Source organism: Pseudomonas sp. FG35, from assembly GCF_057809295.1.
On record NZ_JBMDJR010000005.1, the window covers coordinates 46,602 to 69,268 of the forward strand.

A 22,667-nucleotide genomic window follows, 5' to 3' on the forward strand; every position below is an offset into this window, starting at 1 on the left:
GCCTTACAGCGTCAGTTGTCGACGCAACTCCGCCAGAACCGGCGCAGTGTCGGGACGCACACCGCGCCACAGGAAGAAGGCTTCCGCCGCCTGTTCCGCCAGCATGCCCAAGCCATCCATCACCACGCCCGCGCCATGCTCGCTGGCCCAACGGCAGAACGCGGTCGGTTCCTTGCCGTACATCATGTCGTAGCACAGCGTTTTGCCGGGCTCGATCAGGCTTGGGGCAATCGGCGGCACGTCGCCGGTGAGGCTGGCAGACGTGGCGTTGATGATCACGTCCACCGGCTCGCGCAACCAGTCGTAGCCACTGGCCGACACCGGCCCCAGATCACAGAACAGTTCGGCCAGCAGCTCGGCCTTGTCCACTGTGCGGTTGGCGATGATCACCGAGGCCGGTTTCTCCGCCAGCAACGGCTCCAGTGCACCGCGCACCGCGCCACCGGCGCCGAGCAGCAGAATGCGTTTGCCGGTGAGGCTGAACCCGGCATTGACCGTCAGGTCCCGCACCAGCCCGGCGCCGTCGGTGTTATCGCCGAGCAGGCTGCCGTCAGCCAGTTTGCTCAGCGTGTTCACCGCACCCGCGCGTTCGGCGCGGGCGGTCAGGCTGTTGGCCAGGCGATAAGCATCTTCCTTGAACGGCACGGTCACGTTGGCGCCGCGACCTTCCTGGAAAAACGCCGTGGCGCAGCCGGAAAAATCGTCGAGCGGCGCCAGCAGGGTGCTGTAGTCGAGGCTCTGCCCGGTCTGTTCGGCGAACAGTTTGTGAATCATCGGCGACTTGCTGTGGCCGATCGGGTTACCGAAAACGACGTAACGATCCATGAGAAGTCCTCAGGCCTGGGCCAGCCAGTCGCGATCTTGCAGGAAGTACTCGGTCAGGCGCGCTTCTTCGCTGCCCGGTTCGGCTTTCCAGTCGTAGGCCCAGCGCACTTGCGGTGGCAGCGACATCAGGATCGACTCGGTGCGCCCGCCCGATTGCAGGCCGAACAGGGTGCCACGGTCGTAAACCAGGTTGAACTCGACGTAGCGGCCGCGGCGGAATTCCTGGAACTCACGCTGCCTGGCGGTGAAGGCGTCGTTCTTGCGGCGCTGCACGATCGGCAGGTAAGCGTCGATGTACGCATCGCCGATGGCGCGCATGAAGGCGAAACTGGTGTCGAAATCCCACTCGTTCAGGTCATCGAAGAACAGGCCGCCGATGCCGCGCGGCTCGTGGCGATGCTTGATGTGGAAATAGGTGTCGCACCAGGCCTTGTAGCGCGGGTAGACGTCCGGACCGAACGGCGCACAGGCCTTTTCGGCGACGCGGTGCCAGTGGATGCAGTCTTCTTCGTTGCCGTAGTACGGGGTCAGGTCGAAACCACCGCCGAACCACCAGACCGGTTCTTCACCTTCCTTCTCGGCGATGAAAAAGCGCACGTTGGCGTGGGACGTCGGCACATGCGGGTTGTGCGGGTGGATCACCAGCGACACGCCGAGGGCTTCGAAACCACGCCCGGCCAGCTCCGGCCGATGGGCGCTGGCAGACGGTGGCAAACCGCTACCGAAGACGTGGGAAAAGTTGACGCCGCCCTTTTCGATCACCGTGCCGTTCTCGATCACCCGGGTCCGACCGCCACCGCCGGCCGGACGGGTCCAGGCGTCTTCGACGAAGCGCGTGCCGCCGTCTTCAGTTTCCAGCGCGGCGCAGATGCGGTCTTGCAGGTCGAGCAGATAGGCCTTTACGGCGTCGGTGCGGGTCGTCATGGCTTCACCTTGGATCGGGCGGAACTGCGCGGCGCCCCGCGCAAATGGGCGCGTAGCATACCATCGCAAACCGGCACGCCGCAGTTGACGAAGATCAAGCATGAGCGTTCGATAGGGACCTTCCCAAATGACCCAAGGAGTAGGCAGATGGCCAAGCGAATCCAGTTCCGCGCCCACGGCGGCCCCGAAGTGCTCGAGTACGTTGACTATCAACCGGCCGAGCCCGGTCCGCAGCAGGTTCGCGTGAGCAACAAGGCCATCGGCCTGAACTTCATCGACACCTACTACCGCAGCGGTCTTTACGCGCCACCGGCCTTGCCGTCGGGCGTGGGTGCGGAAGGCGCCGGCATTGTCGAGGCGGTGGGCAGCGAAGTCACCCGGTTCAAGGTCGGCGACCGCGTGGCTTATGGCAGCGGCCCGCTGGGTGCATACAGCGACGTCCACGTCCTGCCGGAAGCGAATCTGGTGCACCTGCCGGACGCCATCAGCTTCGAAACCGCCGCCGGCGTGATGCTCAAGGGCCTGACCGTGCAGTACCTGCTGCGCCAGACCTACGAACTCAAGGGTGGCGAAACCATTCTGTTCCACGCAGCGGCCGGCGGCGTCGGCTTGCTTGCCTGCCAATGGGCCAAAGCCCTGGGCGTGAAGCTGATCGGCACCGTCAGCTCGAAAGCCAAAGCCGATCTCGCCAAGGCCCACGGCGCCTGGGAAACCATCGACTACAGCCACGAAAACGTCGCCCAACGGGTACTGGAGTTGACCGACGGAAAAAAAGTCCCGGTGGTCTACGACGGCGTCGGCAAGGACACCTGGCCAGCGTCGCTGGACAGCGTGGCGCCCCGTGGCCTGTTGGTGAGCTTCGGCAACGCCTCGGGTGCGGTGGACGGGGTGAACCTCGGTATTCTCGCGGCAAAAGGTTCGCTGTACGTCACCCGGCCGACCCTGGCGACCTACGCCAATAACGCTGAAAACCTTCAGCGCATGGCGGATGAGCTGTTCGGGATGATCACCAGCGGCAAGCTGAAAGTGGATATCAGCCAGCGTTATCCACTGGCTGATGCGGCGAAAGCGCAGACCGAGCTGTCGGCGCGGCGCACGACAGGTTCGACTGTTTTACTGCCTTAAGGCGTCATCGCCGGCAAGCCGGCGATTGAAGGCACCCGGCCTCAGGCCGGGCGCACGATATTGCCGGTGGCCAGATCCCGAATCAGGCTCGGGTTCTTGCGACCGCCAAGCGCTCCGCCGAGCACCAGATCGACCTGACCACGGAAATACTGCTCGACCCGCAAGCGCGTTCGCGCCGCAGGCCGCCCTTGTGGGTTGGCCGACGTCGAAATCAACGGTCCCACCAGCGAGCACAGATCCCGCACCTGCGGATGATCGCTGACCCGCAGCGCCACGGTGTCATGCACCCCGGTCACCCATTCCGGCAGCAGGTTCTGGTGCGGCACCAGCCAGGTGTTCGGACCCGGCCACGTGCTGGCCATGCGGTCGATCCAGTCCTGGGGGAAATCCTCGAACAGAAAATCGAACTGACGAATGTTGTCGGCGACCAGGATCAAGCCCTTGTCCACCGAACGGTTCTTGATCGCCAACAGGCGATCCACCGCTTCTTCATTCCAAGGATCGCACCCCAGCCCCCAGACGGCTTCGGTTGGATAGGCAATCACCGCCCCGGCGCGAATCTCTCGTGCGGCTTGTTGCACACGCCAACTGTTGACCATGAAAAACTCTCCGCAAACAGGTTTCGCGCAGTTTACCGATCTTCAATGTAAAACCTAGCTCACGCGCGCAAACCAGCGGCCGTTTTCGCACACCGCGCGGCCATCCATCTCCAATTCGGTCAATGCCGCCAGGACTTTGGGTAACGCCCAGCCACTGCTGTCGGCCAGCCCTTCGCTGGTGTGCGGCGCGGCGTGCAATAGACGCAACAACGGGTTGTCCGGATTCGTTGCGGCTGTGGATACCGGCAGATGTTGCCAGCCGCGCAGGGCTTCGAGAATGTGCTCGATGGTTTCCACCAGCACGGCGCCGTCACGGATCAGTTGATGACAGCCCCGGGCGCCGGGGTGGTGGATCGAACCCGGAATGGCGTACACCTCGCGACCCTGTTCCGCCGCCAGCCGCGCGGTGATCAACGAACCGCTGGCCACGCTGGCCTCGACCACCAGCACGCCGAGGGACAAACCGCTGATGATCCGATTGCGTCTTGGGAAGTTGCTGGCCGTCGGCCCGGTGTCCAGAGGAAATTCCGAAACCACCGCACTGCCGGACGCAATCATCACGTCCGCCAACCGCCGATTGCGCTGTGGATAAAAGTTTTCCAGACCGGTACCGAGCACGCCGACCGTTTGCCCGCCGACGTCGACAGCAGCTTGATGCGCCGCCGCATCGATGCCCAGCGCCAGCCCACTGGTGATGACAAATCCGGCCCCGGCCAGACTGCGGGAAAACGCAGCGGCAGTGTCCATGCCCGGGCGGGAAGCGCGGCGACTGCCGATCACCGCCAGTTGCGGTTTTTCCAGAATCCGTGGGTCGCCAGCGACAAACAGCAGGGGCGGTGGATCGGGAATCTGCGCCAGCAAGGCCGGATAATCCGGGTGATCCCACATCAGCAAATGTTGATCCGGACGCTCTAGCCAGCGCAATGCATGGCTGGCGCCGTCCCGAACTTCAGGGCAGCGTCTGGCCTCGGCGCTGGTCGCCGGCAATCCTAACGAGCGCCAGGCGCTGGCCGGTGCGCTGATCGCCTTTGAGGCACAGCCGAAGGCTTCGAGCAGTTTGGTGAAACGCTTGGGACCGATTTCCGGCAAGCGGTGCAGGCGCAGGCGCGCTTCCAGTTCCGCCGGGGAAACCGACGCAGAGACAGGCATCATCATGGATCATCCTTGATCGTTATAAAGCCCGAACCTTTCGGAACAAGCTGTGGATAACTCTGTTGGTAACTTGTGAAGCCAGCTAAGGATTTCTCACTTTGTCCAGCACCGCCAGCGAGCGCGATGCGTTCAGCACGAGGCCGTAACTGAGTTTGTCGTAGGTGCGGAACACCATCAGCAGTCCAGCACGTTCATCCGGGATTTTCAGCGGCTGGCCGGTGATCCGGTCGCGCACGGTTTCCCCGGTTTTCATCACCACCAGCACGTTGCCCTCGGCCAGGCCGTCGCGTTTGCCCTTGTTCAGGGTCACCACGTCCATCGCGCCGATCTGTGTGACGCCGCGCGGCACATCGATGATCAGGCCGTTGATGTCGGTGGTGGGGGCGCTGGGCATGAAGTTCGAGTTGATCGAACGCTCTTCGCCGCTGAACAAGCGGTCGCCGAGACGCACTTCCTGGGTCGTGCGTTGCAGGGCGAGGGTGGCGACGTCTCCTTCAGTGGCGACGATTTCGCCGCCGCCGATGTCGTCGGCGTTGATCCCCAGAAACTCCTTGCTCTGCGGATCGGTGTAGACCTTACCCTGGCGGAAGATGCCGTAGACCGGCTGGTTCGGGTCGAAATGTCCACGGGCGAAGATCCGGTCGCCGGTGCCGCTGAGCACCCGTTCGGCATCGCCGGCGACGATGTAAGGCGCCTTGTCGAAGTCCTCGACCTTGTCGACGATGCGGTTGCTCAGCAGAAAGCTGTTGATGGATTTGAGCGGAATGCTCGGAATCGCCTCGGCCACCGGGCTGGTACGGATGCGTGGCGACAACTTGATGGTGCCGCGCGACTCGCCGCGATTGACGGTCAGGCGCGGCTGACCGTTGACGTAACTGAGCGTCAGTGTGTCGCCGGGGTAGATCAGGTTGGGGTTTTCGATCTGCGGATTGGCTCGCCACAGCTGCGGCCACTGCCAGGGTTCGCGCAAATATTTACCGGAGATGTCCCAGAGTGTATCCCCCGAAACCACCGTGTATTGCTGTGGAAAACCTTCCTTGAGTTGCACTTGCCCGTGCGCGGCGCCGGCCGAGGCCAGAAACAGCAGGGCGAGTAGTGATTTCCTCATGCGGTGAATCCCTTTATTATGTGCGTTCGCGTGAAACGCCAGAGCCCCCGTGGCTCGCTCCCTGCTCTATGCTGAAAATCAAGGAGCTACGTTTCACAACGGTAGCCTGCATCTTCGGACCCGCCAGGCCATCGCCCGACTTTACCTCACACGTGCAGCAATCAAGCTTATGGCCATTTTGAACATCCTCGAATTTCCGGACCCGCGTCTGCGCACTATCGCCAAACCTGTGGCTGTAGTGGACGACGAAGTGCGTCAGCTGGTCGATGACATGTTTGAAACAATGTATGAAGCGCCGGGCATCGGCCTTGCCGCGACCCAGGTCAACGTGCACAAACGTATCGTCGTGATGGACCTTTCCGAAGACCGCACCGAACCGCGGGTGTTCATCAACCCCGAGTTCGAATCGCTGACCGACGAAATGGAGCAATACCAGGAAGGCTGCCTCTCGGTGCCGGGTTTCTACGAAAACGTCGACCGCCCGCAGAAGGTCAAGATCAAGGCTCTGGACCGCGACGGCAAGCCTTACGAACTGATCGCCGAAGGCTTGCTCGCCGTGTGCATCCAGCACGAATGCGACCACCTCAACGGCAAGTTGTTCGTCGATTACCTGTCCACGCTCAAACGCGACCGGATCAAGAAGAAACTGGAAAAGCAGCACCGCCAGAACGCTTGATGCCCCTCTCCAAAGGCTTGCTGCGGCAAGCCTTTTTCTTTTTATGAGACTCCCCCATGACTGAGCCACTGCGCATCGTTTTTGCCGGCACCCCGGAATTCGCCGCCGAACACCTCAAGGCCCTGCTGGACAGCGCTTACGAGATCGTTGCGGTCTACACCCAACCGGATCGTCCGGCCGGTCGTGGGCAAAAACTGATGCCGAGCCCGGTCAAACAGCTCGCCCTGGAAAACAATATCCAGGTGTTGCAGCCGCCGACCCTGCGCAATGCTGACGCTCAGGCCGAGCTCGCTGCGCTGAAACCGGATTTGATGGTGGTGGTGGCCTACGGCCTGATTCTGCCGCAAGCGGTGCTGGATATTCCGCGCCTGGGTTGCATCAACAGTCACGCCTCGCTGCTGCCGCGCTGGCGCGGTGCGGCGCCGATCCAGCGCGCCGTGGAAGCGGGCGACGCCGAGAGCGGCGTGACCGTGATGCGCATGGAAGCCGGCCTCGATACCGGGCCGATGCTGCTTAAAGTCGTGACCCCGATCAGCGCCGACGACACCGGCGGCAGCCTCCATGACCGTCTCGCCGAAATGGGCCCACCTGCCGTGGTGCAGGCGATTGCCGGTCTGGCCGCTGGCACCCTGGAAGGCGAAGTGCAGAACGACGAACTCGCCACCTACGCGCACAAACTGAACAAGGACGAAGCACGCATCGACTGGAGCCGCCCGGCCGTTGAGCTGGAACGTCTGGTCCGCGCCTTCAATCCATGGCCGATCACCCACAGCACGCTCAACGGCGAAGCGCTGAAAGTGCTGGCGGCGACACTGGCCGAAGGCAAAGGCGCACCGGGCACGATTCTCGGCGCCAGCAAGGACGGCCTGCTCGTCGCCTGTGGCGAACAGGCGCTGTGCCTGACCCGTCTGCAATTGCCCGGCGGCAAGGCGCTGAACTTCAGCGATCTGTTCAACAGCCGTCGTGAGAAATTCGCCACCGGCACCGTGCTGGGTACAGCGGTGGGTGCGCAATGAACCCGCGTCTGGCCGCCGCCAAGGCACTCGCCGCTGTCCTCAGCGGCAAGGCTTCGCTCAACAGCTCCCTGCCGACGCAACTGGACAAGGTCGAAGATCGCGATCGCGGTTTCACCCAGGACCTGGCGTTCGGCACCGCCCGTTGGCAGCCACGTTTGTCGGCGCTGGCGGAAAAACTGCTGCAGAAGCCGTTCAAGGCAGCGGACGCCGATGTCGAGGCGCTGCTGCTGGTGGGTCTCTATCAACTGCTCTACACCCGCGTCCCGCCGCACGCCGCGATCGGCGAAACTGTCGGTTGCGCCGACAAGCTGAAAAAGCCGTGGGCCAAAGGCTTGCTCAACGCCGTGCTGCGCAATGCCCAGCGCGAACATGAGGCGATCTTCGCCGAACTGGAGCGCGATCCGGTGGTGCGCACCGCCCACCCGCGCTGGCTGCAAAAATCCCTGAAGGCCTTCTGGCCTGAGCAATGGGAAGCCATCTGCGAAGCCAACAACGCGCATCCGCCGATGATTCTGCGGGTCAACCGCCGTCATCACAGCCGTGACGCCTACCTGGGTCTGCTGACTGAAGCGGGTATCGCCGCGCAGCCGTGCACTTTCAGCCGCGACGGTATCGTGCTGGAGGCCGCCGCCGACGTGCGCAGCCTGCCGGGCTTCGCCGAAGGCTGGATCAGCGTGCAAGACGAAGCCGCACAACTGGCCGCCGACCTGCTCGACCTCGCACCGGGCCAACGGGTGCTGGACGCCTGCTGTGCACCGGGCGGCAAGACGTGCCACATCCTCGAAGCCGAACCGGCACTGGCCGGCGTGGTGGCGGTGGATCTGGAAGCCAAACGTCTGGTGCGAGTGAAGGAAAACCTTGAGCGTCTCGGCCTGAACGCCAAACTGATCGCCGCCGACGGTCGCGACACGGCAGCCTGGTGGGACGGCAAACCGTTCCAGCGCATCCTGCTCGACGCTCCATGCTCGGCAACCGGCGTGATCCGCCGCCATCCGGACATCAAGCTGACCCGCCAGGCCGACGACATCCCAGCCCTCGCGCAACTGCAAGGCGAGTTGCTCGACGCGATGTGGAAAACCCTCGAAGTGGGCGGCATCCTGCTCTACGCCACCTGCTCGACCTTGCCGACCGAAAATACCGAAGTCATCGGCGCGTTTCTTGAGCGCACGCCGGGCGCCCGGGAGCTGGATCTGGCTACCACCGCCGGAATCAAACAGCCTCATGGTCGCCAATTGCTGGCCCAACAGGGCGGGCATGACGGGTTCTATTACGCCAAGCTGATCAAGATCGCTGCCGCGCGCGGCTAAACGGATTCAATGGAGTGACTGGATGAAAATCATCATCCTCGGTGCGGGACAGGTCGGCGGTTCGCTGGCTGAACATCTGGCCAGCGAGGCCAACGACATCACGGTGGTCGACACTGACGGCGACCGCCTGCGCGATCTTGGCGACCGCCTCGACATCCGTACCGTGCAGGGCCGTGGCTCGTTGCCGAACATTCTGCGTCAGGCCGGTGCCGACGACGCCGACATGCTGGTGGCGGTGACCAACAGCGACGAAACCAACATGGTCGCCTGCCAGGTTGCTCACACCCTGTTCCACACCCCGACCAAGATTGCCCGGGTGCGCGAAGCGTCGTACCTCACCCGCGAGGAGCAACTGTTCCAGAACGAGGCGATTCCGGTCGACGTGCTGATCAGTCCCGAGCAGGTGGTGACCAACTACATCAAGCGTCTGATCCAGCACCCCGGCGCCTTGCAGGTGATCGATTTCGCCGAAGGCCAGGCGCAACTGGTCGCGGTGCGCGCCTACTACGGCGGGCCGCTGGTCGGTCAGCAACTGCGCCAGTTGCGCGAACACATGCCGAATGTGGAAACCCGAGTGGCCGCGATTTTCCGCCGCGACCGACCGATTCTTCCCCAGGGCGACACGGTGATCGAGGCAGACGACGAAGTCTTCTTCATCGCCGCCCGTGCGAACATTCGCGCAGTGATGAGCGAAATGCGCCGTCTCGACGAGAGCTACAAACGCATCGTCATCGCCGGCGGCGGGCAGATCGGCGAGCGCCTGGCCGAGGCCATCGAAAGCCGCTATCAGGTGAAGATCATCGAGATGAACCCGGCACGCTGCCGTTATCTCTCCGATACCCTCGACAGCACTGTGGTGCTGCAGGGCAGTGCGTCGGATCGCGACCTGCTGCTGGAAGAGAACATCGCCGACGCGGACATCTTCCTCGCGCTGACCAACGACGACGAAGCCAACATCATGTCGTCGCTGCTGGCCAAGCGCCTGGGCGCGAAGAAGGTGATGACGATCATCAACAACCCGGCCTACGTCGACCTGATCCAGGGCGGCGACATCGACATCGCCATCAGCCCGCAACTGGCGACTATCGGCACCTTGCTGGCCCACGTGCGGCGTGGCGATATCGTCAGCGTGCACTCATTGCGTCGGGGCGCGGCGGAAGCCATCGAAGCGGTGGCTCATGGCGATTCGAAGTCGAGCAAGGTCATCGGCAAGGCCATCGAAAACATCGCGCTGCCACCGGGAACCACCATCGGCGCGATCATCCGCGATGAAGAAGTGATCATTGCCCACGACGACACGGTGATCGCCGCCGGCGACCACGTGATCCTGTTCCTTGTGGATAAAAAGCATATTCGCGATGTGGAGAAGCTGTTCCACGTGGGCTTGAGTTTCTTCTGATCGACCGAGAGGCGAAACCGATGATCGAATCCCTGGAAAAAATGCTCGCCAAGGGTGTGGATAACTCATTGCTGCGCTTCGGCCTGGGCAAGGGTTATCTGGATCTGGGAGAAAACGCGAAGGCGGCCGAGCATTTCCAGCGGTGTGTCGGCTTCGATCCGAAGTATTCGGCAGCGTGGAAACTTTTGGGCAAGGCGCAACTGGCGCTGGGTGACCTGACGGCTGCGCGGCAGGCGTGGGAGCAGGGTCTGGAAGCGGCCCGGGCCCATGGTGACAAGCAGGCCGAGAAGGAAATGACGGTGTTTCTGAAGAAGCTCGATCGGCAGAAACCGTGACGGCTGTGGATAACCCTTATCGTCGGGTTATCCACAATTGCACATCGCCGATCAGTACCAGCGCGCCTCACCCGGCGGACGCTTCTTGAAGCGCTTCATGCTCCACATGTACTGGCTCGGGTAAGCCGCCACGTAACGCTCGACGACTTTACTCATCGCTGCGCAGGAGGTTTCGGTGTCGGTGCTGTACATCGCTTCCGGCGCCGCTTCCAGGATCACCTTGTAGCCGGAACCGTCCGGCAGACGCAGGGCATGCAGGAACACCCCGACGGCTTTGCCGCCGGCGAGCATGTTCGGCACGAACTTGCTGGTCAGGGCCTGGGTGGCGAAGAACGGCACGAAGATCCCGGCGGATTCGGCCGGCTCCGGGTCCGCGGGAATCCCCACCTGACCGCCCTTGCGCACTTCCTTGATGACACTGAGGATGCCTTCCTTGGTCGACGCGGCGACTTTGTTGCCCAGTTGCACCCGCTGCTTGCGCAGCAATTCATCCACAGCCTTGAGCTTCGGCGGCCGGTAGAAAATGATCGGTTTGCACTGACTGCAATAGAAGTGGTTGAGCACTTCCCAGTTGCCCAGGTGGCTGGTGATGCCGACCACGCCCTTGCCCGAGGCCAGCGCTTCTTTCAGCACCTCGAGGCCTTCGACTTCGCGCACCAGGTCAATGGAACGCTGGGCCGGCCAGATCCAGGCGCAGGCGCTTTCGGTCAGGGACTTGCCGATGTCTTTCAGGGTCTGGCCGACCAGACGCTCGCGTTCGGCCGGGTCCATCTGTGGAAAACATTTGGCGAGGTTGATCCGCACCACATCGCGGGAACGGTTGGGGGTTTTCCACATGATCCAGCCGATCGCCGAACCCACGGCCTGCACGGCCCGCCACGGAAGCAGGGCAAACAGCCGCAGAGCGCCAACCAGCATGGCGCCTTTAAACTTTTCCACAGGTCACTCCTGATCTTGTGCTGTGCGCGAGGCGGCCATTCTAACCGGCGTTGACCAGCTGCGCGTAGCGGTCGCAGTCCTGAGTGTGATCCATGACCATGCCCGAGGCCTGCATCAGCGCGTAGCAGATGGTCGGACCGACGAAGGTGAAACCGGCCTTTTTCAAGCCTTTGCTCATGGCCACGGCTTGCGGGGTGATGGCCGGGACTTCGCTGCGATCCTTGAAATGATTGATCACCGGGCGGTTATCCACAAACGACCAGAGAAACGCCACCGGATCCTCCAGCGCCAGCCACGACTGGGCATTACGCCGGGCGGCATTGAGCTTGAGGCGGTTGCGGATGATCCCCGGATCGAGCATCAATTCATCGATTTCCGCGTCGCTCATCTGCGCCACGCGCTGTACGTCGAAGCCGAACAACACCTCGCGATACCGCTCACGTTTACGCAGCACGGTGATCCACGACAGCCCGGCCTGGAACCCTTCGAGCAAAAGCAACTCGAACAAACCCTGCGCATCGCGTAGCGGCGTACCCCACTCCTGATCGTGGTAAGCCATGTACAGCGGATCTTCGTTGCACCAAAAGCAGCGTGGCATAAGGCTCCAGGGGGTGGAGGTGCGACTGAATCGGGTATACTCCCGCTCTTTAAATCGCAGCCCAAGAAACAGGTGAATTTCGTGAGCCAGCCTACGCCAGCCGTGCGTACCTTCCAAGACTTGATCCTCGCGCTCCAGCAATACTGGGCCGAGCAAGGTTGTGTGGTACTTCAGCCCTACGATATGGAAGTAGGCGCCGGCACTTTCCACACCGCGACATTCCTGCGCGCCATCGGCCCGGAAACCTGGAACGCCGCCTACGTGCAGCCAAGCCGCCGTCCGACTGACGGCCGTTACGGCGAAAACCCAAATCGTCTGCAGCACTACTACCAGTTCCAGGTAGTCCTGAAGCCGAACCCGGACAACTTCCAGGAGCTGTACCTGGGCTCCCTCAAGCATGTCGGCCTGGACCCGCTGGTCCACGACATCCGCTTCGTCGAAGACAACTGGGAATCGCCGACCCTCGGCGCCTGGGGTCTGGGCTGGGAAGTCTGGCTGAACGGCATGGAAGTGACCCAGTTCACTTACTTCCAGCAGGCGGGCGGCATCGAGTGCTACCCGGTGACCGGCGAGATCACCTACGGTCTGGAGCGTCTGGCCATGTACCTGCAGGGCGTGGACTCGGTCTACGACCTGGTCTGGGCTGACGGTCCGTTCGGCAAAGTGACCTACGGCGACGTGTTCCACCAGAACGAAGTGGAGCAGTCCACCTACAACTTCGAACACGCCAACGTCGACAAGCTGTTCGAGCTGTTCGACTTCTATGAAAGCGAAGCCAAGCGCCTGATCGAACTCGACCAGCCGCTGCCGTTGCCAAGCTACGAAATGGTCCTGAAGGCCTCGCACACCTTCAACCTGCTGGATGCGCGCCGGGCGATCTCGGTGACTGCGCGTCAGCAATACATTCTGCGCGTTCGCACCCTGGCGCGCTCCGTCGCCCAAGCCTACCTGCTGGCCCGCGCCAAGCTGGGCTTCCCGATGGCAACCCCGGACCTGCGTGACGAAGTACTGGCCAAGCTGGAGGCTGCACAATGAGTGCTCAAGATTTTCTGGTTGAACTGGGCACCGAAGAACTGCCACCCAAAGCCCTGAACACCCTGGCCGAAGCGTTCCTGGCCGGTATCGACAAGGGCCTGCAAGCTGCCGGCCTGAATTATGAGAGCAAAACCGTCTACGCCGCGCCGCGTCGTCTGGCTGTGCTGATCACCGCGCTGGCCACCCAGCAGCCGGATCGCAGCATCAACCTCGACGGCCCGCCACGTCAGGCTGCGTTCGATGCCGACGGCAACCCGACTCAAGCGGCACTGGGCTTCGCCAAGAAGTGCGGCGTCGAGCTGAGCGAAATCGACCAGAGCGGTCCGAAACTGCGCTACAGCCAGAACATCGCCGGCAAGCCGACCGCCAGCCTGCTGCCGACCATCGTCGAAGACTCGCTGAACGACCTGCCGATCCCGAAACGCATGCGCTGGGGTGCGCGCAAGGAAGAGTTCGTACGTCCGACCCAATGGCTGGTGATGCTGCTCGGCGACCAGATCATCGACTGCACGATTCTCGCGCAGAAGGCTGGCCGTGAATCCCGTGGCCACCGCTTCCACCACCCGCAAAGCGTGCGCATCGGTTCGCCGTCGAGCTACCTGGCCGACCTGCGTGCCGCCTACGTGCTGGCCGATGCCAACGAGCGTCGCGAAATCATCAGCAAACGCACCGAAGAACTGGCGACCCGTCAGGAAGGCACTGCGATCGTGCCGCCGGCGCTGCTCGACGAAGTGACCGCGCTGGTCGAGTGGCCAGTGCCGCTGGTGTGCTCGTTCGAGGAACGTTTCCTCGACGTGCCGCAGGAAGCACTGATCACCACCATGCAGGACAACCAGAAGTACTTCTGCCTGCTGGATGCCGACGGCAAGTTGCTGCCACGGTTCATCACCGTGGCCAACATCGAATCCAAAGACCCGCAGCAGATCATCGCCGGTAACGAGAAAGTGGTTCGCCCACGCCTCACCGACGCCGAGTTCTTCTTCAAGCAGGACAAGAAGCAGAAGCTCGAAGCCTTCAACGATCGCCTGCAGAACGTGGTGTTCCAGGAAAAACTCGGCAGCGTCTACGACAAGGCCGAGCGGGTGTCGAAACTGGCCGCGTACATCGCCGCACGCATCGGCGGCAACGCTTCGTGGGCTGCCCGCGCAGGCCTGCTGTCCAAGTGCGACCTGGCCACCGAAATGGTCGGCGAGTTCCCGGAGATGCAAGGTGTCGCCGGCTACTACTACGCGCTCAATGACGGCGAGCCGGAAGACGTCGCCCTGGCGCTGAACGAGCAATACATGCCACGCGGTGCCGGCGCTGAACTGCCAGCCACCCTGACCGGTGCGGCCGTGGCCATCGCCGACAAGCTCGACACCCTGGTCGGCATCTTCGGCATCGGCATGCTGCCGACCGGCAGCAAAGACCCGTATGCCCTGCGCCGTGCGGCACTGGGCGTGCTGCGGATCCTGATCGAGAAACAACTGGATCTGGACCTGAACGATGCCGTGGCGTTCGCCGTGAATGCGTTCGGTGCCAAGGTCAAGGCTGCCGGCCTGAACGACGCGGTGCTGGAGTTCATCTTCGACCGTCTGCGTGCGCGTTACGAAGACGAAGGCGTGGATGTCGCCACCTACCTGTCGGTACGTGCCCTGAAGCCGGGTTCGGCGCTGGACTTCGACCAACGTGTGCAAGCGGTGCAGGCCTTCCGCAAACTGCCGGAAGCGGCAGCGCTGGCGGCGGTGAACAAGCGTGTGTCGAACCTGCTGAGCAAGGTGGAAGGCTCGGTGCCGACCGAAGTCCAGGCCAAGTACTTCGACAACGCCAACGAGTTCTCGCTGTACTCGGCGATCCAGCAAGCGGACCAGGCTGTACAGCCAATGGCCGCGGCGCGTCAGTACAACGAATCGCTGGCACGCCTGGCCGCCCTGCGCGAGCCGGTGGACGCGTTCTTCGACGCGGTGATGGTCAATGCCGAAGACGCCAACGTACGAGCCAACCGTTACGCGCTGCTGGCGCGTCTGCGTGGCCTGTTCCTGGGCGTTGCCGACATTTCGCTGCTGGGTTGAGGGACTGCTGTTGAAACTGCTGATTCTCGATCGGGACGGAGTGATCAATTACGACTCCGACGCTTACATCAAGTCGGTGGAGGAGTGGATTCCGCTGCCCGGCTCGATCGAAGCGATTGCGCAGTTGAGCAAGGCCGGCTGGACGGTGGCGGTCGCCACCAACCAGTCGGGCATTGCTCGCGGCTACTACGACCTCGCCACCCTCGATGCCATGCACGCGCGCCTGCGCGAACTGGTGGCGGAGCAGGGCGGTGAAGTCGGGCTGATCGTGTATTGCCCGCATGGGCCGGACGAGGGTTGCGACTGCCGCAAGCCGAAACCGGGGATGTTGAGAACCATCGCGCAGCATTACGACGTCGCGCTGACGAATGTCTGGTTCGTCGGCGACAGCCTTGGTGACCTGGAGGCCGCCAAAGCCGTCGATTCACAGCCCGTTTTGGTAAAGACCGGGAAAGGCGAAAAGACTCAGGCCAAGACCTTGCCGGTGGGCACCCTGATTTTTGACGATCTCGCGGCGATTGCCGCAGAACTTATCCACAACTAGAGTGCTTCTGAAGTTCCTGACCAGGGATTGATCGGGAGTGCGCTTGAACAGTCGGGCATTGCCCGTAACGGTAAACGTCGCCATGTCGATACTGCAGGCCATCAGAATCTTCCTCTTTTACCTGCTGCTGGGCACCACCGCTCTGCTGTGGTGCAGCCTGAGCTTTTTTATCGCGCCCTTTCTGTCGTTCAAGGCGCGCTATCGTTTCATCAACGTGTACTGGTGCCGCTGCGCCTTGTGGTTGACCAAGGTGTTTCTCGGTATCCGTTACGAAGTCAAAGGCGCGGAAAACGTGCCTGACCGGCCGTGCGTGATTCAATCGAACCACCAGAGCACGTGGGAGACGTTTTTTCTCTCCGCTTATTTCTCGCCCTTGAGCCAGGTGCTCAAGCGCGAACTGCTGTACGTGCCGTTCTTCGGCTGGGCCATGGCCATGCTGCGGCCGATCGCGATTGACCGCGACAACCCGAAAGCCGCCCTCAAGCAGGTGGCGGCGAAAGGTGACGAGCTGCTCAAGGACGATGTCTGGGTGCTGATCTTCCCGGAAGGCACTCGCGTTCCCCACGGCACCATCGGCAAGTTCTCCCGCAGTGGCAGCGCATTGGCGGTGAATGCAGCGCTTCCGGTACTGCCGATTGCACACAATGCCGGCAAGTTCTGGCCGAAAATCGGCTGGGGCAAAAAGTCCGGTGTGATCACCGTGGTGATTGGTGAGCCTATGTACGCCGAGGGCAGTGGACCTCGCGCCATCGCCGATCTGAATGATCGGGTGCAGGCGTGGAACGAGAAGACACAACGGGAAATGGGCTCGCTGCCCCCGGCTCCTGAGGCACCGGCTGCGAACGATCAGATCGCTGTCTGAGATTTGTGGATAACCTGTGTACGGTTTGTTCGCAAAGCGCCGAATCATCAAACTAAGTGACTGATTTATTTATATATTTCCGAATCTGATAAAACACCGTAAAAGGTGCATAAGTTTTTTTCGGAAGTAAGGAAACCGGCTGATATAGCCGGTTTTTTTATGCCTGCTCTTCAGCGATCAGCGGCAGCTCCAGACGGAACGTCGTGCCTCGATCAACCACGCTCACGCATTCGATCCGGCCACCATGGTGATCGACCACGGCTTTGACCATCGACAACCCCAGGCCCACGCCGTCGATACCTTGTGCAGAAGAAAAGCGCCGGTACTGGCTGAACAGATCGGGCAGTTCCTCTGCAGCGATGCCTTTGCCTTGATCAATCAGTTCACAACGCAGCCAGTCGTCGTGGCAGCTGACACGCAGATCGACGGTTGAACCGGCCGGGCTGTACTTGATTGCATTTTCCAGCAGGTTGAACAGCGCGCGGGTCAGCAAGCCCTGATCGGCCATGATCAGGCGCTCGTGTGATTGTTCGTCCATGTCGCTCGAGAGCTCGATGAGCTTTTGCTGAGCGATCGGCAACGCCTGATCCAGCACGTCCATGACCAGCATCCCGAACAGGCTCGGTTGAAACTGATAGGCCTCGGACTCGGCCCGGGCCAACAGAACGAAGCCGTCGGTGAGTTCCAGCGCCCGACGTACCTGGCGCTCAATCTGTTCGAACAGCGGTGAATCCGTTCCCGTCTGATGCCGGTGTACCTCGAGCAGGGCAAGAATCGCCGAATGAGGAGCGCGCAGGTCGTGGGACAGAAAGCGCAACAGCACGCCACGCTGTTCCTCGGCGGCGCGTTCGGCGCTCAGGTCAGTGAGACTCAGCAGCCAGCCAATCGGTATGTCGCCATCCACTGGCAACAACGCGGCGCGTTCCAGACGCAGGCTACGTTCCTTGTGGTCACGAAACTCCAGCAGAGGCAGCTCGGATAGTGGCGGGCGCGGCTCTGTGGACAACTCCGGATAGCCCAGGCTCGCCAGTTGATCGAGCACATCCTCGCCCACCAGAGTGTGATCGAACAGGTTCCGGGCCTTGCGATTGCCCAACAGGACCTGTCCTCGAGGATCGCTGATCAGCGTTGCGACCGGCAGATATTCCAGCCCGTCGGCAATGAATCGGCGGGTATCGCGGGTTCGGCTCATGGCTTGCTCAAGCGCCATGATCTGCCCCTGCAAGCGGTCGGCGCTGGGAAACTGCGCCCGACGTCGTTCGGGAAAGACTTTCGGTTCACTGTCCAGCCGCGCCAACTCCCAGCCGAAGTAGGTGAGCACCACACTCAAGCGACGCCAGTTCCAGATCAGATAGCCGAACAGCATGCCCAGCGCCGCAGGCGTGGGTGACCACCAACGCCGCGTTTCAGCCAGGCCTGCACTGGTCAGCAGCACGCAGGCAATCCCGCCCAATGTCAGCCATAACGCCAGTCGCGGGCGCCACAGCAGCAACCCAAGTACGCACGCAACCATGGCTACCGAAAGTCCTGCGCCCATCAACGGCACCGGGTCATGCAAATTGATCTGCGCACGCCAGGAAAGCAGTGCAGTCAGCGGCAACAGCACTAGACTTATCCACACCCACTCGCGCACCAGTTGCCGGAACAACCGCTGAACCTGGCTGGGTACGCGGCTTTCGTGTCGGCGCTGGTTATTCATGGGAAACAGGGCAGGGCAGGTTGAATGGTTTCATAGGCGGCCGGTCTGAGGACGTAGACCCGAAGAATCATAGCGGCTCACTCCAAGGCGTGCCGCTTACTTTCACTGCATGGAGTGAGCCGATCCGGTCGGCACACCACCCGAGCGACAAGGAACCACCGCGTATGCGCGTTGCGATACTGGACGATGAACCCGCCGAACTGCGCCGGGTCGAGCAGACCCTGCAACAAATGGCCGAGGCCGGAGGACAGCCCTGGTCACTGCACAGCTTCGAAAGCGGTGAAGACCTGCTGCGTCAGTTGCGTCGAGAAACCTTCGACCTGCTGATCCTCGACTGGCAATTGCCCGACCTGACCGGCCTGGCGCTGCTGCGCTGGACCCGCGAACACATGGAAGCGCCGCCAGCGGCCATCATGCTGACCAGCCGCGATGGTGAGAGCGATATCGTCCAGGCCCTGAATGCCGGGGCCGACGATTACGTCAGCAAGCCGTTTCGGCCCAATGAATTGAAAGCCCGGGTTGCAGCGGTACTGCGTCGGCACAGCCTGCAACGTAACGCCGCGGCCGACGTCCTGCGTTTCAATGACCTGGTGTTCGACGACGCCGAGCTGACTGTCACCCGCGACGGGAAACCGATTGTCATGACCGAGCGCGAGTATCGACTCGCTCACTGCCTGTTCAGCAATCTTGGCCGACCGCTTTCACGGGATTACCTGTACGAACGATTCTGGCCCCACGAAGAAATGTCCACGTCGCGACCGCTGGACACGCATATCTATCGCCTGCGCAACAAGCTCGGGCTGACGGCGGATCGGGGTTGGCAGTTACTGACGATTTATGGGTATGGGTATCGTTTGGAGAGTGTGGCGGCAGGCGAGTGAATCGCAGGCAATAAAAAAGGCCAACGCTGGTGCGTTGGCCTTTTCGTTGGTGCTGACCAGGATCAGAAATCCAGGTTGGACACCGCCAGAGCGTTGCTCTCGATGAAGTCACGGCGAGGTTCGACCGCATCACCCATCAGGGTGTTGAAGATCTGGTCTGCGCCAATGGCGTCTTCGATGGTGACTTTCAGCATGCGGCGCACGCTTGGGTCCATGGTGGTTTCCCACAGCTGATCCGGGTTCATTTCGCCCAGACCTTTGTATCGCTGAATGGTGTGGCGCTTGGTGCTTTCGGCCATCAGCCAGTCCAGGGCTTCCTTGAACTCAGTGACCGCTTTTTTACGCTCGCCACGCTGGATGTATGCGCCTTCATCAAGAAGGGTGCTCAGTTGAGCGCCGAGGGTGACGACGGTCTTGTAGTCGTTGCTGCCGAAGAAGTCGCGGTTAAAGGTGACATAGTTCGACAGACCGTGGGAGATCAGTTCGACCTCTGGCAGCCAAACGCCACGTTCACGATCTTCACGCAGGCTGGCCTTGTAGACCAGGCCCGACTTCTCGACGGTGCGCAGACGGACTTCGTACTGGGCCAGCCAGTCCTGCATCTTCGCGTGGTCGCCGAGCATTTCCAGGCTGACGGCCGGCAGGTAGATGAAGTGCTCGGTCAGCTCCTGCGGGTACAGGCGCGACAGACGCTTGAGGGTCTTCATCACCATGCGGAAGTCGTTCACCAGACGTTCCAGCGCTTCGCCGGAAATGCCCGGGGCGTCTTCGTTCAGGTGCAGGCTCGCATCTTCCAGGGCCGACTGCGTCATGTACTCTTCCATGGCGTCGTCGTCTTTGATGTATTGCTCTTGCTTGCCTTTCTTGACCTTGTACAGCGGCGGCTGGGCGATGTAGATGTAGCCACGCTCGATCAGCTCAGGCAACTGACGGAAGAAGAAGGTCAGCAGCAGGGTACGGATGTGCGAACCGTCGACGTCAGCATCGGTCATGATGATGATGTTGTGATAGCGCAGCTTGTCGATGTTGTACTCTTCGCGACCGATACCGCAGCCCAGCGCGGTGATCAGGGTGCCCACTTCCTGGGACGAGATCATCTTGTCGAAACGGGCTTTCTCGACGTTGAGGATCTTGCCCTTCAGCGGCAGGATGGCCTGGGTCTTGCGGTTACGTCCCTGCTTGGCAGAGCCGCCCGCGGAGTCACCTTCCACGAGGTACAGTTCGGACAGCGCCGGGTCTTTTTCCTGGCAGTCAGCGAGCTTGCCCGGCAGGCCGGCGATGTCCAGCGCGCCTTTGCGGCGGGTCATCTCACGGGCCTTGCGCGCCGCTTCACGGGCACGGGCAGCGTCGATCATCTTGCCGACGACCAGTTTGGCTTCGTTCGGGTTTTCCAGCAGGAAGTCGGAGAAGTACTTGCCCATTTCCTGTTCGACCGCGGTCTTCACTTCGGAAGAAACCAGCTTGTCTTTGGTCTGGGAGCTGAACTTCGGATCCGGCACCTTCACCGAGATGATCGCGGTCAGGCCTTCACGGGCATCGTCACCGGTGGTGGCGACTTTGTGCTTCTTCGCCAGGCCTTCCTGCTCGATGTAGTTGTTCAGGTTACGCGTCAGTGCCGAGCGGAAGCCCACCAGGTGAGTGCCACCGTCGCGCTGCGGAATGTTGTTGGTGAAGCACAACAGGTTCTCGTTGAAGCTGTCGTTCCACTGCAGGGCGATTTCCACGCCGATGCCGTCTTCACGCTGGATGTTGAAGTGGAACACCTGGTTGACCGCAGTCTTGTTGGTGTTCAGGTATTCAACGAACGCACGCAGGCCGCCTTCGTACTTGAACAGTTCTTCCTTGCCGCTGCGCTCGTCCTTGAGGACGATGCCTACACCGGAGTTGAGGAAAGACAGTTCACGAATGCGCTTGGCCAGGATATCCCAGCTGAAGTGAATGTTCTTGAAGGTTTCGCTGGAAGCCTTGAAGTGAATCTGGGTGCCAGTGGTTTCGCTGTCGCCAACGATCGCCATCGGTGCCTGAGGCACGCCGTGGACGTAGGTCTGTTCCCAGATCTTGCCGCTGCGGCGCACGGTCAGGACCAGTTCTTCAGACAGCGCGTTCACGACCGAAACACCTACACCGTGCAGACCACCGGATACCTTGTAGGAGTTGTCGTCAAACTTACCGCCGGCGTGGAGGACGGTCATGATGACCTCGGCGGCGGAAACGCCTTCCTCTTTGTGCACGTCTACCGGGATGCCACGACCGTTGTCTTTAACGGTGATGGACTCATCCGGGTGGATGATGATGCTGATGTCGTCGCAGTGGCCGGCGAGGGCTTCGTCGATCGAGTTGTCGACCACCTCGAACACCATGTGGTGCAGACCGCTGCCATCGTCGGTGTCACCAATGTACATACCGGGACGTTTGCGCACGGCATCCAGGCCTTTCAGCACTTTAATGCTCGATGAGTCGTACGTATTTTCTTCGCTCAATGCCTTCACTCCCGATGGTCGTGGGTCTGGGTGATACGGCCCTGTTCCACGTGGAACAGAGCGACTGGCGTTTCCGTCTGCCAGCCTTCCCTCAGTAATTCGTGATCTACACAGGTGATAAAAACCTGGCAGCGTAAGTCTTCCAGCAAACGGCACAGCGCGCGACGGTGGCTCTCGTCCAGTTCGGACGGCAAGTCATCCACCAGATAAATACACTGGCCGCGTCGGGCCTGACTCACCAGATGCCCCTGGGCAATCCGCAATGCACAGACCACCAACTTCTGCTGCCCCCGGGACAAGATGTCCGCGGCGTTGTGTGCGCCCAATCTAAGACGCAAGTCAGCCCGTTGTGGCCCAGCCTGGGTATGACCCATCTGCTGGTCCCGTTGCACGGATCCGGCGAGTACAGCGCTCAATTCCCGGTCTTTGTCCCAGCCTCGGTAATAGCTGAGCGTCAAACCTTCGAGCTCAACCAGTTCGCTCAAGGTTTGTTCAAAGACTGGTTTCAAGGCTTTGATGTAAGCGCGGCGGTATTCATCGATTTCAGCGCTGGCCTGGCACAGTTCCCTGTCCCAAACCGCTTGCGAAACGGCGTCAAGTGTACCATGCCGCAGCCAGGAGTTTCTCTGGCGCAAGGCCTTCTGCAAACGCTGCCAGGTGGCCATGAACCGCGGTTCAACGTGGAACACGCCCCAGTCGAGGAACTGCCGGCGAATCTTCGGCGCCCCCTCCAGCAGGCGAAAGCTATCGGGGTTGATCAACTGCAGAGGCAGGATCTCCGCCAGTTGTGCCGCACTGCGTGCATTCTGACCGTCAATGCGAATCTGGAACTCGCCCTGACGATCGCGGGATATCCCCAATGCACTATGGCCACCCTCGGCAAGTTCAACCTGACCGAACACGGTGCAGGCGAGTTGCTCGTACTGGATGACCGGCAACAACCGCGTGCTACGAAACGAACGGGCAAGCCCCAGCAGGTGAATGGCTTCCAGAACACTGGTTTTGCCGCTGCCGTTGGCGCCGTAAAGAATGTTGATTCGGGGGGAGGGGGAGAAGGTCACCGGGTGCAGATTGCGCACCGCGGTGACCGAGACGCGACTTAGCGACATCCA

21 protein-coding genes are annotated in these 22,667 nt (G+C 61.6%); 11 read left to right on the top strand and 10 right to left on the bottom strand.

What is annotated here, in order from left to right; all coding sequences use genetic code 11:
• Positions 1-3: 3 nt before the first annotated feature.
• The gene (gene aroE, locus ACODTD_RS11550; RefSeq protein ID WP_489104850.1) at positions 4-825 is read right to left on the bottom strand and encodes a shikimate dehydrogenase; all 822 of its coding nucleotides are present in this window, start codon (positions 823-825) and stop codon (positions 4-6) included.
• A 9-nt stretch (positions 826-834) separates the two neighbouring features.
• On the bottom strand, positions 835-1,749 hold the full coding sequence (gene hemF / locus ACODTD_RS11555; protein WP_011331750.1) for an oxygen-dependent coproporphyrinogen oxidase: 915 nt from the start codon (positions 1,747-1,749) through the stop codon (positions 835-837).
• Positions 1,750-1,896: 147 nt separating this feature from the next.
• Here hemF and ACODTD_RS11560 point away from each other — a divergent pair, with 147 nt between their 5' ends.
• On the top strand, positions 1,897-2,874 hold the full coding sequence (locus ACODTD_RS11560) for an NADPH:quinone reductase (RefSeq protein ID WP_011331749.1): 978 nt from the start codon (positions 1,897-1,899) through the stop codon (positions 2,872-2,874).
• A 41-nt stretch (positions 2,875-2,915) separates the two neighbouring features.
• Here the strand turns inward: ACODTD_RS11560 and tsaC are convergent, their stop codons facing one another.
• The 3 genes from tsaC to ACODTD_RS11575 all read right to left on the bottom strand — a co-directional run bounded on the left by tsaC (position 2,916) and on the right by ACODTD_RS11575 (position 5,733).
• Positions 2,916-3,473 (bottom strand): L-threonylcarbamoyladenylate synthase type 1 TsaC, encoded by a 558-nt coding sequence (gene tsaC / locus ACODTD_RS11565; protein WP_011331748.1) that lies wholly within the window; start codon positions 3,471-3,473, stop codon positions 2,916-2,918.
• A 54-nt stretch (positions 3,474-3,527) separates the two neighbouring features.
• Positions 3,528-4,628, bottom strand: coding sequence for a DNA-processing protein DprA (dprA, locus tag ACODTD_RS11570; protein WP_489104851.1), 1,101 nt, complete (start codon positions 4,626-4,628; stop codon positions 3,528-3,530).
• A 79-nt stretch (positions 4,629-4,707) separates the two neighbouring features.
• Positions 4,708-5,733 (bottom strand): LysM peptidoglycan-binding domain-containing protein, encoded by a 1,026-nt coding sequence (locus ACODTD_RS11575; RefSeq protein WP_201819666.1) that lies wholly within the window; start codon positions 5,731-5,733, stop codon positions 4,708-4,710.
• Positions 5,734-5,902: 169 nt separating this feature from the next.
• Between ACODTD_RS11575 and def the strand changes: the two genes are divergently transcribed.
• Genes def through ACODTD_RS11600 form a run of 5 tightly spaced genes read left to right on the top strand, consistent with a single transcriptional unit; the run spans position 5,903 to position 10,466 of the window.
• A complete protein-coding gene (gene def / locus ACODTD_RS11580) occupies positions 5,903-6,409 on the top strand; it encodes a peptide deformylase (RefSeq protein ID WP_007954104.1) in 507 nt (168 codons plus the stop codon).
• A gap of 56 nt (positions 6,410-6,465) precedes the next feature.
• Positions 6,466-7,425 (top strand): methionyl-tRNA formyltransferase, encoded by a 960-nt coding sequence (gene fmt / locus ACODTD_RS11585; protein ID WP_201819669.1) that lies wholly within the window; start codon positions 6,466-6,468, stop codon positions 7,423-7,425.
• Positions 7,422-8,732, top strand: a complete 1,311-nt coding sequence (rsmB, locus tag ACODTD_RS11590; RefSeq protein WP_221615839.1) for a 16S rRNA (cytosine(967)-C(5))-methyltransferase RsmB — start codon at positions 7,422-7,424, stop codon at positions 8,730-8,732. The genes fmt and rsmB overlap by 4 nt, the downstream gene beginning before the upstream one ends.
• Before the next feature lie 22 nt (positions 8,733-8,754).
• A complete protein-coding gene (gene trkA / locus ACODTD_RS11595; RefSeq protein ID WP_085606334.1) occupies positions 8,755-10,131 on the top strand; it encodes a Trk system potassium transporter TrkA in 1,377 nt (458 codons plus the stop codon).
• A 20-nt stretch (positions 10,132-10,151) separates the two neighbouring features.
• A complete protein-coding gene (locus ACODTD_RS11600) occupies positions 10,152-10,466 on the top strand; it encodes a tetratricopeptide repeat protein (protein WP_011331742.1) in 315 nt (104 codons plus the stop codon).
• A gap of 51 nt (positions 10,467-10,517) precedes the next feature.
• Here the strand turns inward: ACODTD_RS11600 and ACODTD_RS11605 are convergent, their stop codons facing one another.
• On the bottom strand, positions 10,518-11,405 hold the full coding sequence (locus ACODTD_RS11605; RefSeq protein WP_085748012.1) for a lysophospholipid acyltransferase: 888 nt from the start codon (positions 11,403-11,405) through the stop codon (positions 10,518-10,520).
• Positions 11,406-11,445: 40 nt separating this feature from the next.
• Positions 11,446-12,003 (bottom strand): DNA-3-methyladenine glycosylase I, encoded by a 558-nt coding sequence (gene tag, locus ACODTD_RS11610; protein ID WP_201819675.1) that lies wholly within the window; start codon positions 12,001-12,003, stop codon positions 11,446-11,448.
• Positions 12,004-12,084: 81 nt separating this feature from the next.
• On the opposite strand from tag, the gene glyQ reads away from it, so the two are divergent.
• From glyQ to ACODTD_RS11630, 4 genes are all read left to right on the top strand, one after another.
• The gene (glyQ, locus tag ACODTD_RS11615; protein ID WP_003187265.1) at positions 12,085-13,038 is read left to right on the top strand and encodes a glycine--tRNA ligase subunit alpha; all 954 of its coding nucleotides are present in this window, start codon (positions 12,085-12,087) and stop codon (positions 13,036-13,038) included.
• Positions 13,035-15,089 (top strand): glycine--tRNA ligase subunit beta, encoded by a 2,055-nt coding sequence (glyS, locus tag ACODTD_RS11620; protein ID WP_201819678.1) that lies wholly within the window; start codon positions 13,035-13,037, stop codon positions 15,087-15,089. Before glyQ ends, glyS begins: the two co-directional genes overlap by 4 nt.
• A 4-nt stretch (positions 15,090-15,093) precedes the next feature.
• On the top strand, positions 15,094-15,633 hold the full coding sequence (gene gmhB, locus ACODTD_RS11625; RefSeq protein WP_181457848.1) for a D-glycero-beta-D-manno-heptose 1,7-bisphosphate 7-phosphatase: 540 nt from the start codon (positions 15,094-15,096) through the stop codon (positions 15,631-15,633).
• An 82-nt stretch (positions 15,634-15,715) separates the two neighbouring features.
• Complete coding sequence (locus ACODTD_RS11630; RefSeq protein ID WP_041475091.1) at positions 15,716-16,495, top strand: lysophospholipid acyltransferase family protein; 780 nt, start codon at positions 15,716-15,718, stop codon at positions 16,493-16,495.
• Positions 16,496-16,652: 157 nt separating this feature from the next.
• Here ACODTD_RS11630 and ACODTD_RS11635 read toward each other — a convergent pair whose 3' ends face one another.
• Positions 16,653-18,194 (bottom strand): sensor histidine kinase, encoded by a 1,542-nt coding sequence (locus ACODTD_RS11635; RefSeq protein ID WP_489104852.1) that lies wholly within the window; start codon positions 18,192-18,194, stop codon positions 16,653-16,655.
• Between the two features lie 164 nt (positions 18,195-18,358).
• On the opposite strand from ACODTD_RS11635, the gene ACODTD_RS11640 reads away from it, so the two are divergent.
• The gene (locus ACODTD_RS11640; RefSeq protein WP_011331735.1) at positions 18,359-19,075 is read left to right on the top strand and encodes a response regulator transcription factor; all 717 of its coding nucleotides are present in this window, start codon (positions 18,359-18,361) and stop codon (positions 19,073-19,075) included.
• Between the two features lie 62 nt (positions 19,076-19,137).
• Here ACODTD_RS11640 and gyrB read toward each other — a convergent pair whose 3' ends face one another.
• Positions 19,138-21,555, bottom strand: coding sequence for a DNA topoisomerase (ATP-hydrolyzing) subunit B (gyrB, locus tag ACODTD_RS11645; RefSeq protein ID WP_011331734.1), 2,418 nt, complete (start codon positions 21,553-21,555; stop codon positions 19,138-19,140).
• A 5-nt stretch (positions 21,556-21,560) separates the two neighbouring features.
• Complete coding sequence (recF, locus tag ACODTD_RS11650) at positions 21,561-22,664, bottom strand: DNA replication/repair protein RecF (protein ID WP_003220208.1); 1,104 nt, start codon at positions 22,662-22,664, stop codon at positions 21,561-21,563.
• Between the last annotated feature and the right edge of the window lie 3 nt (positions 22,665-22,667).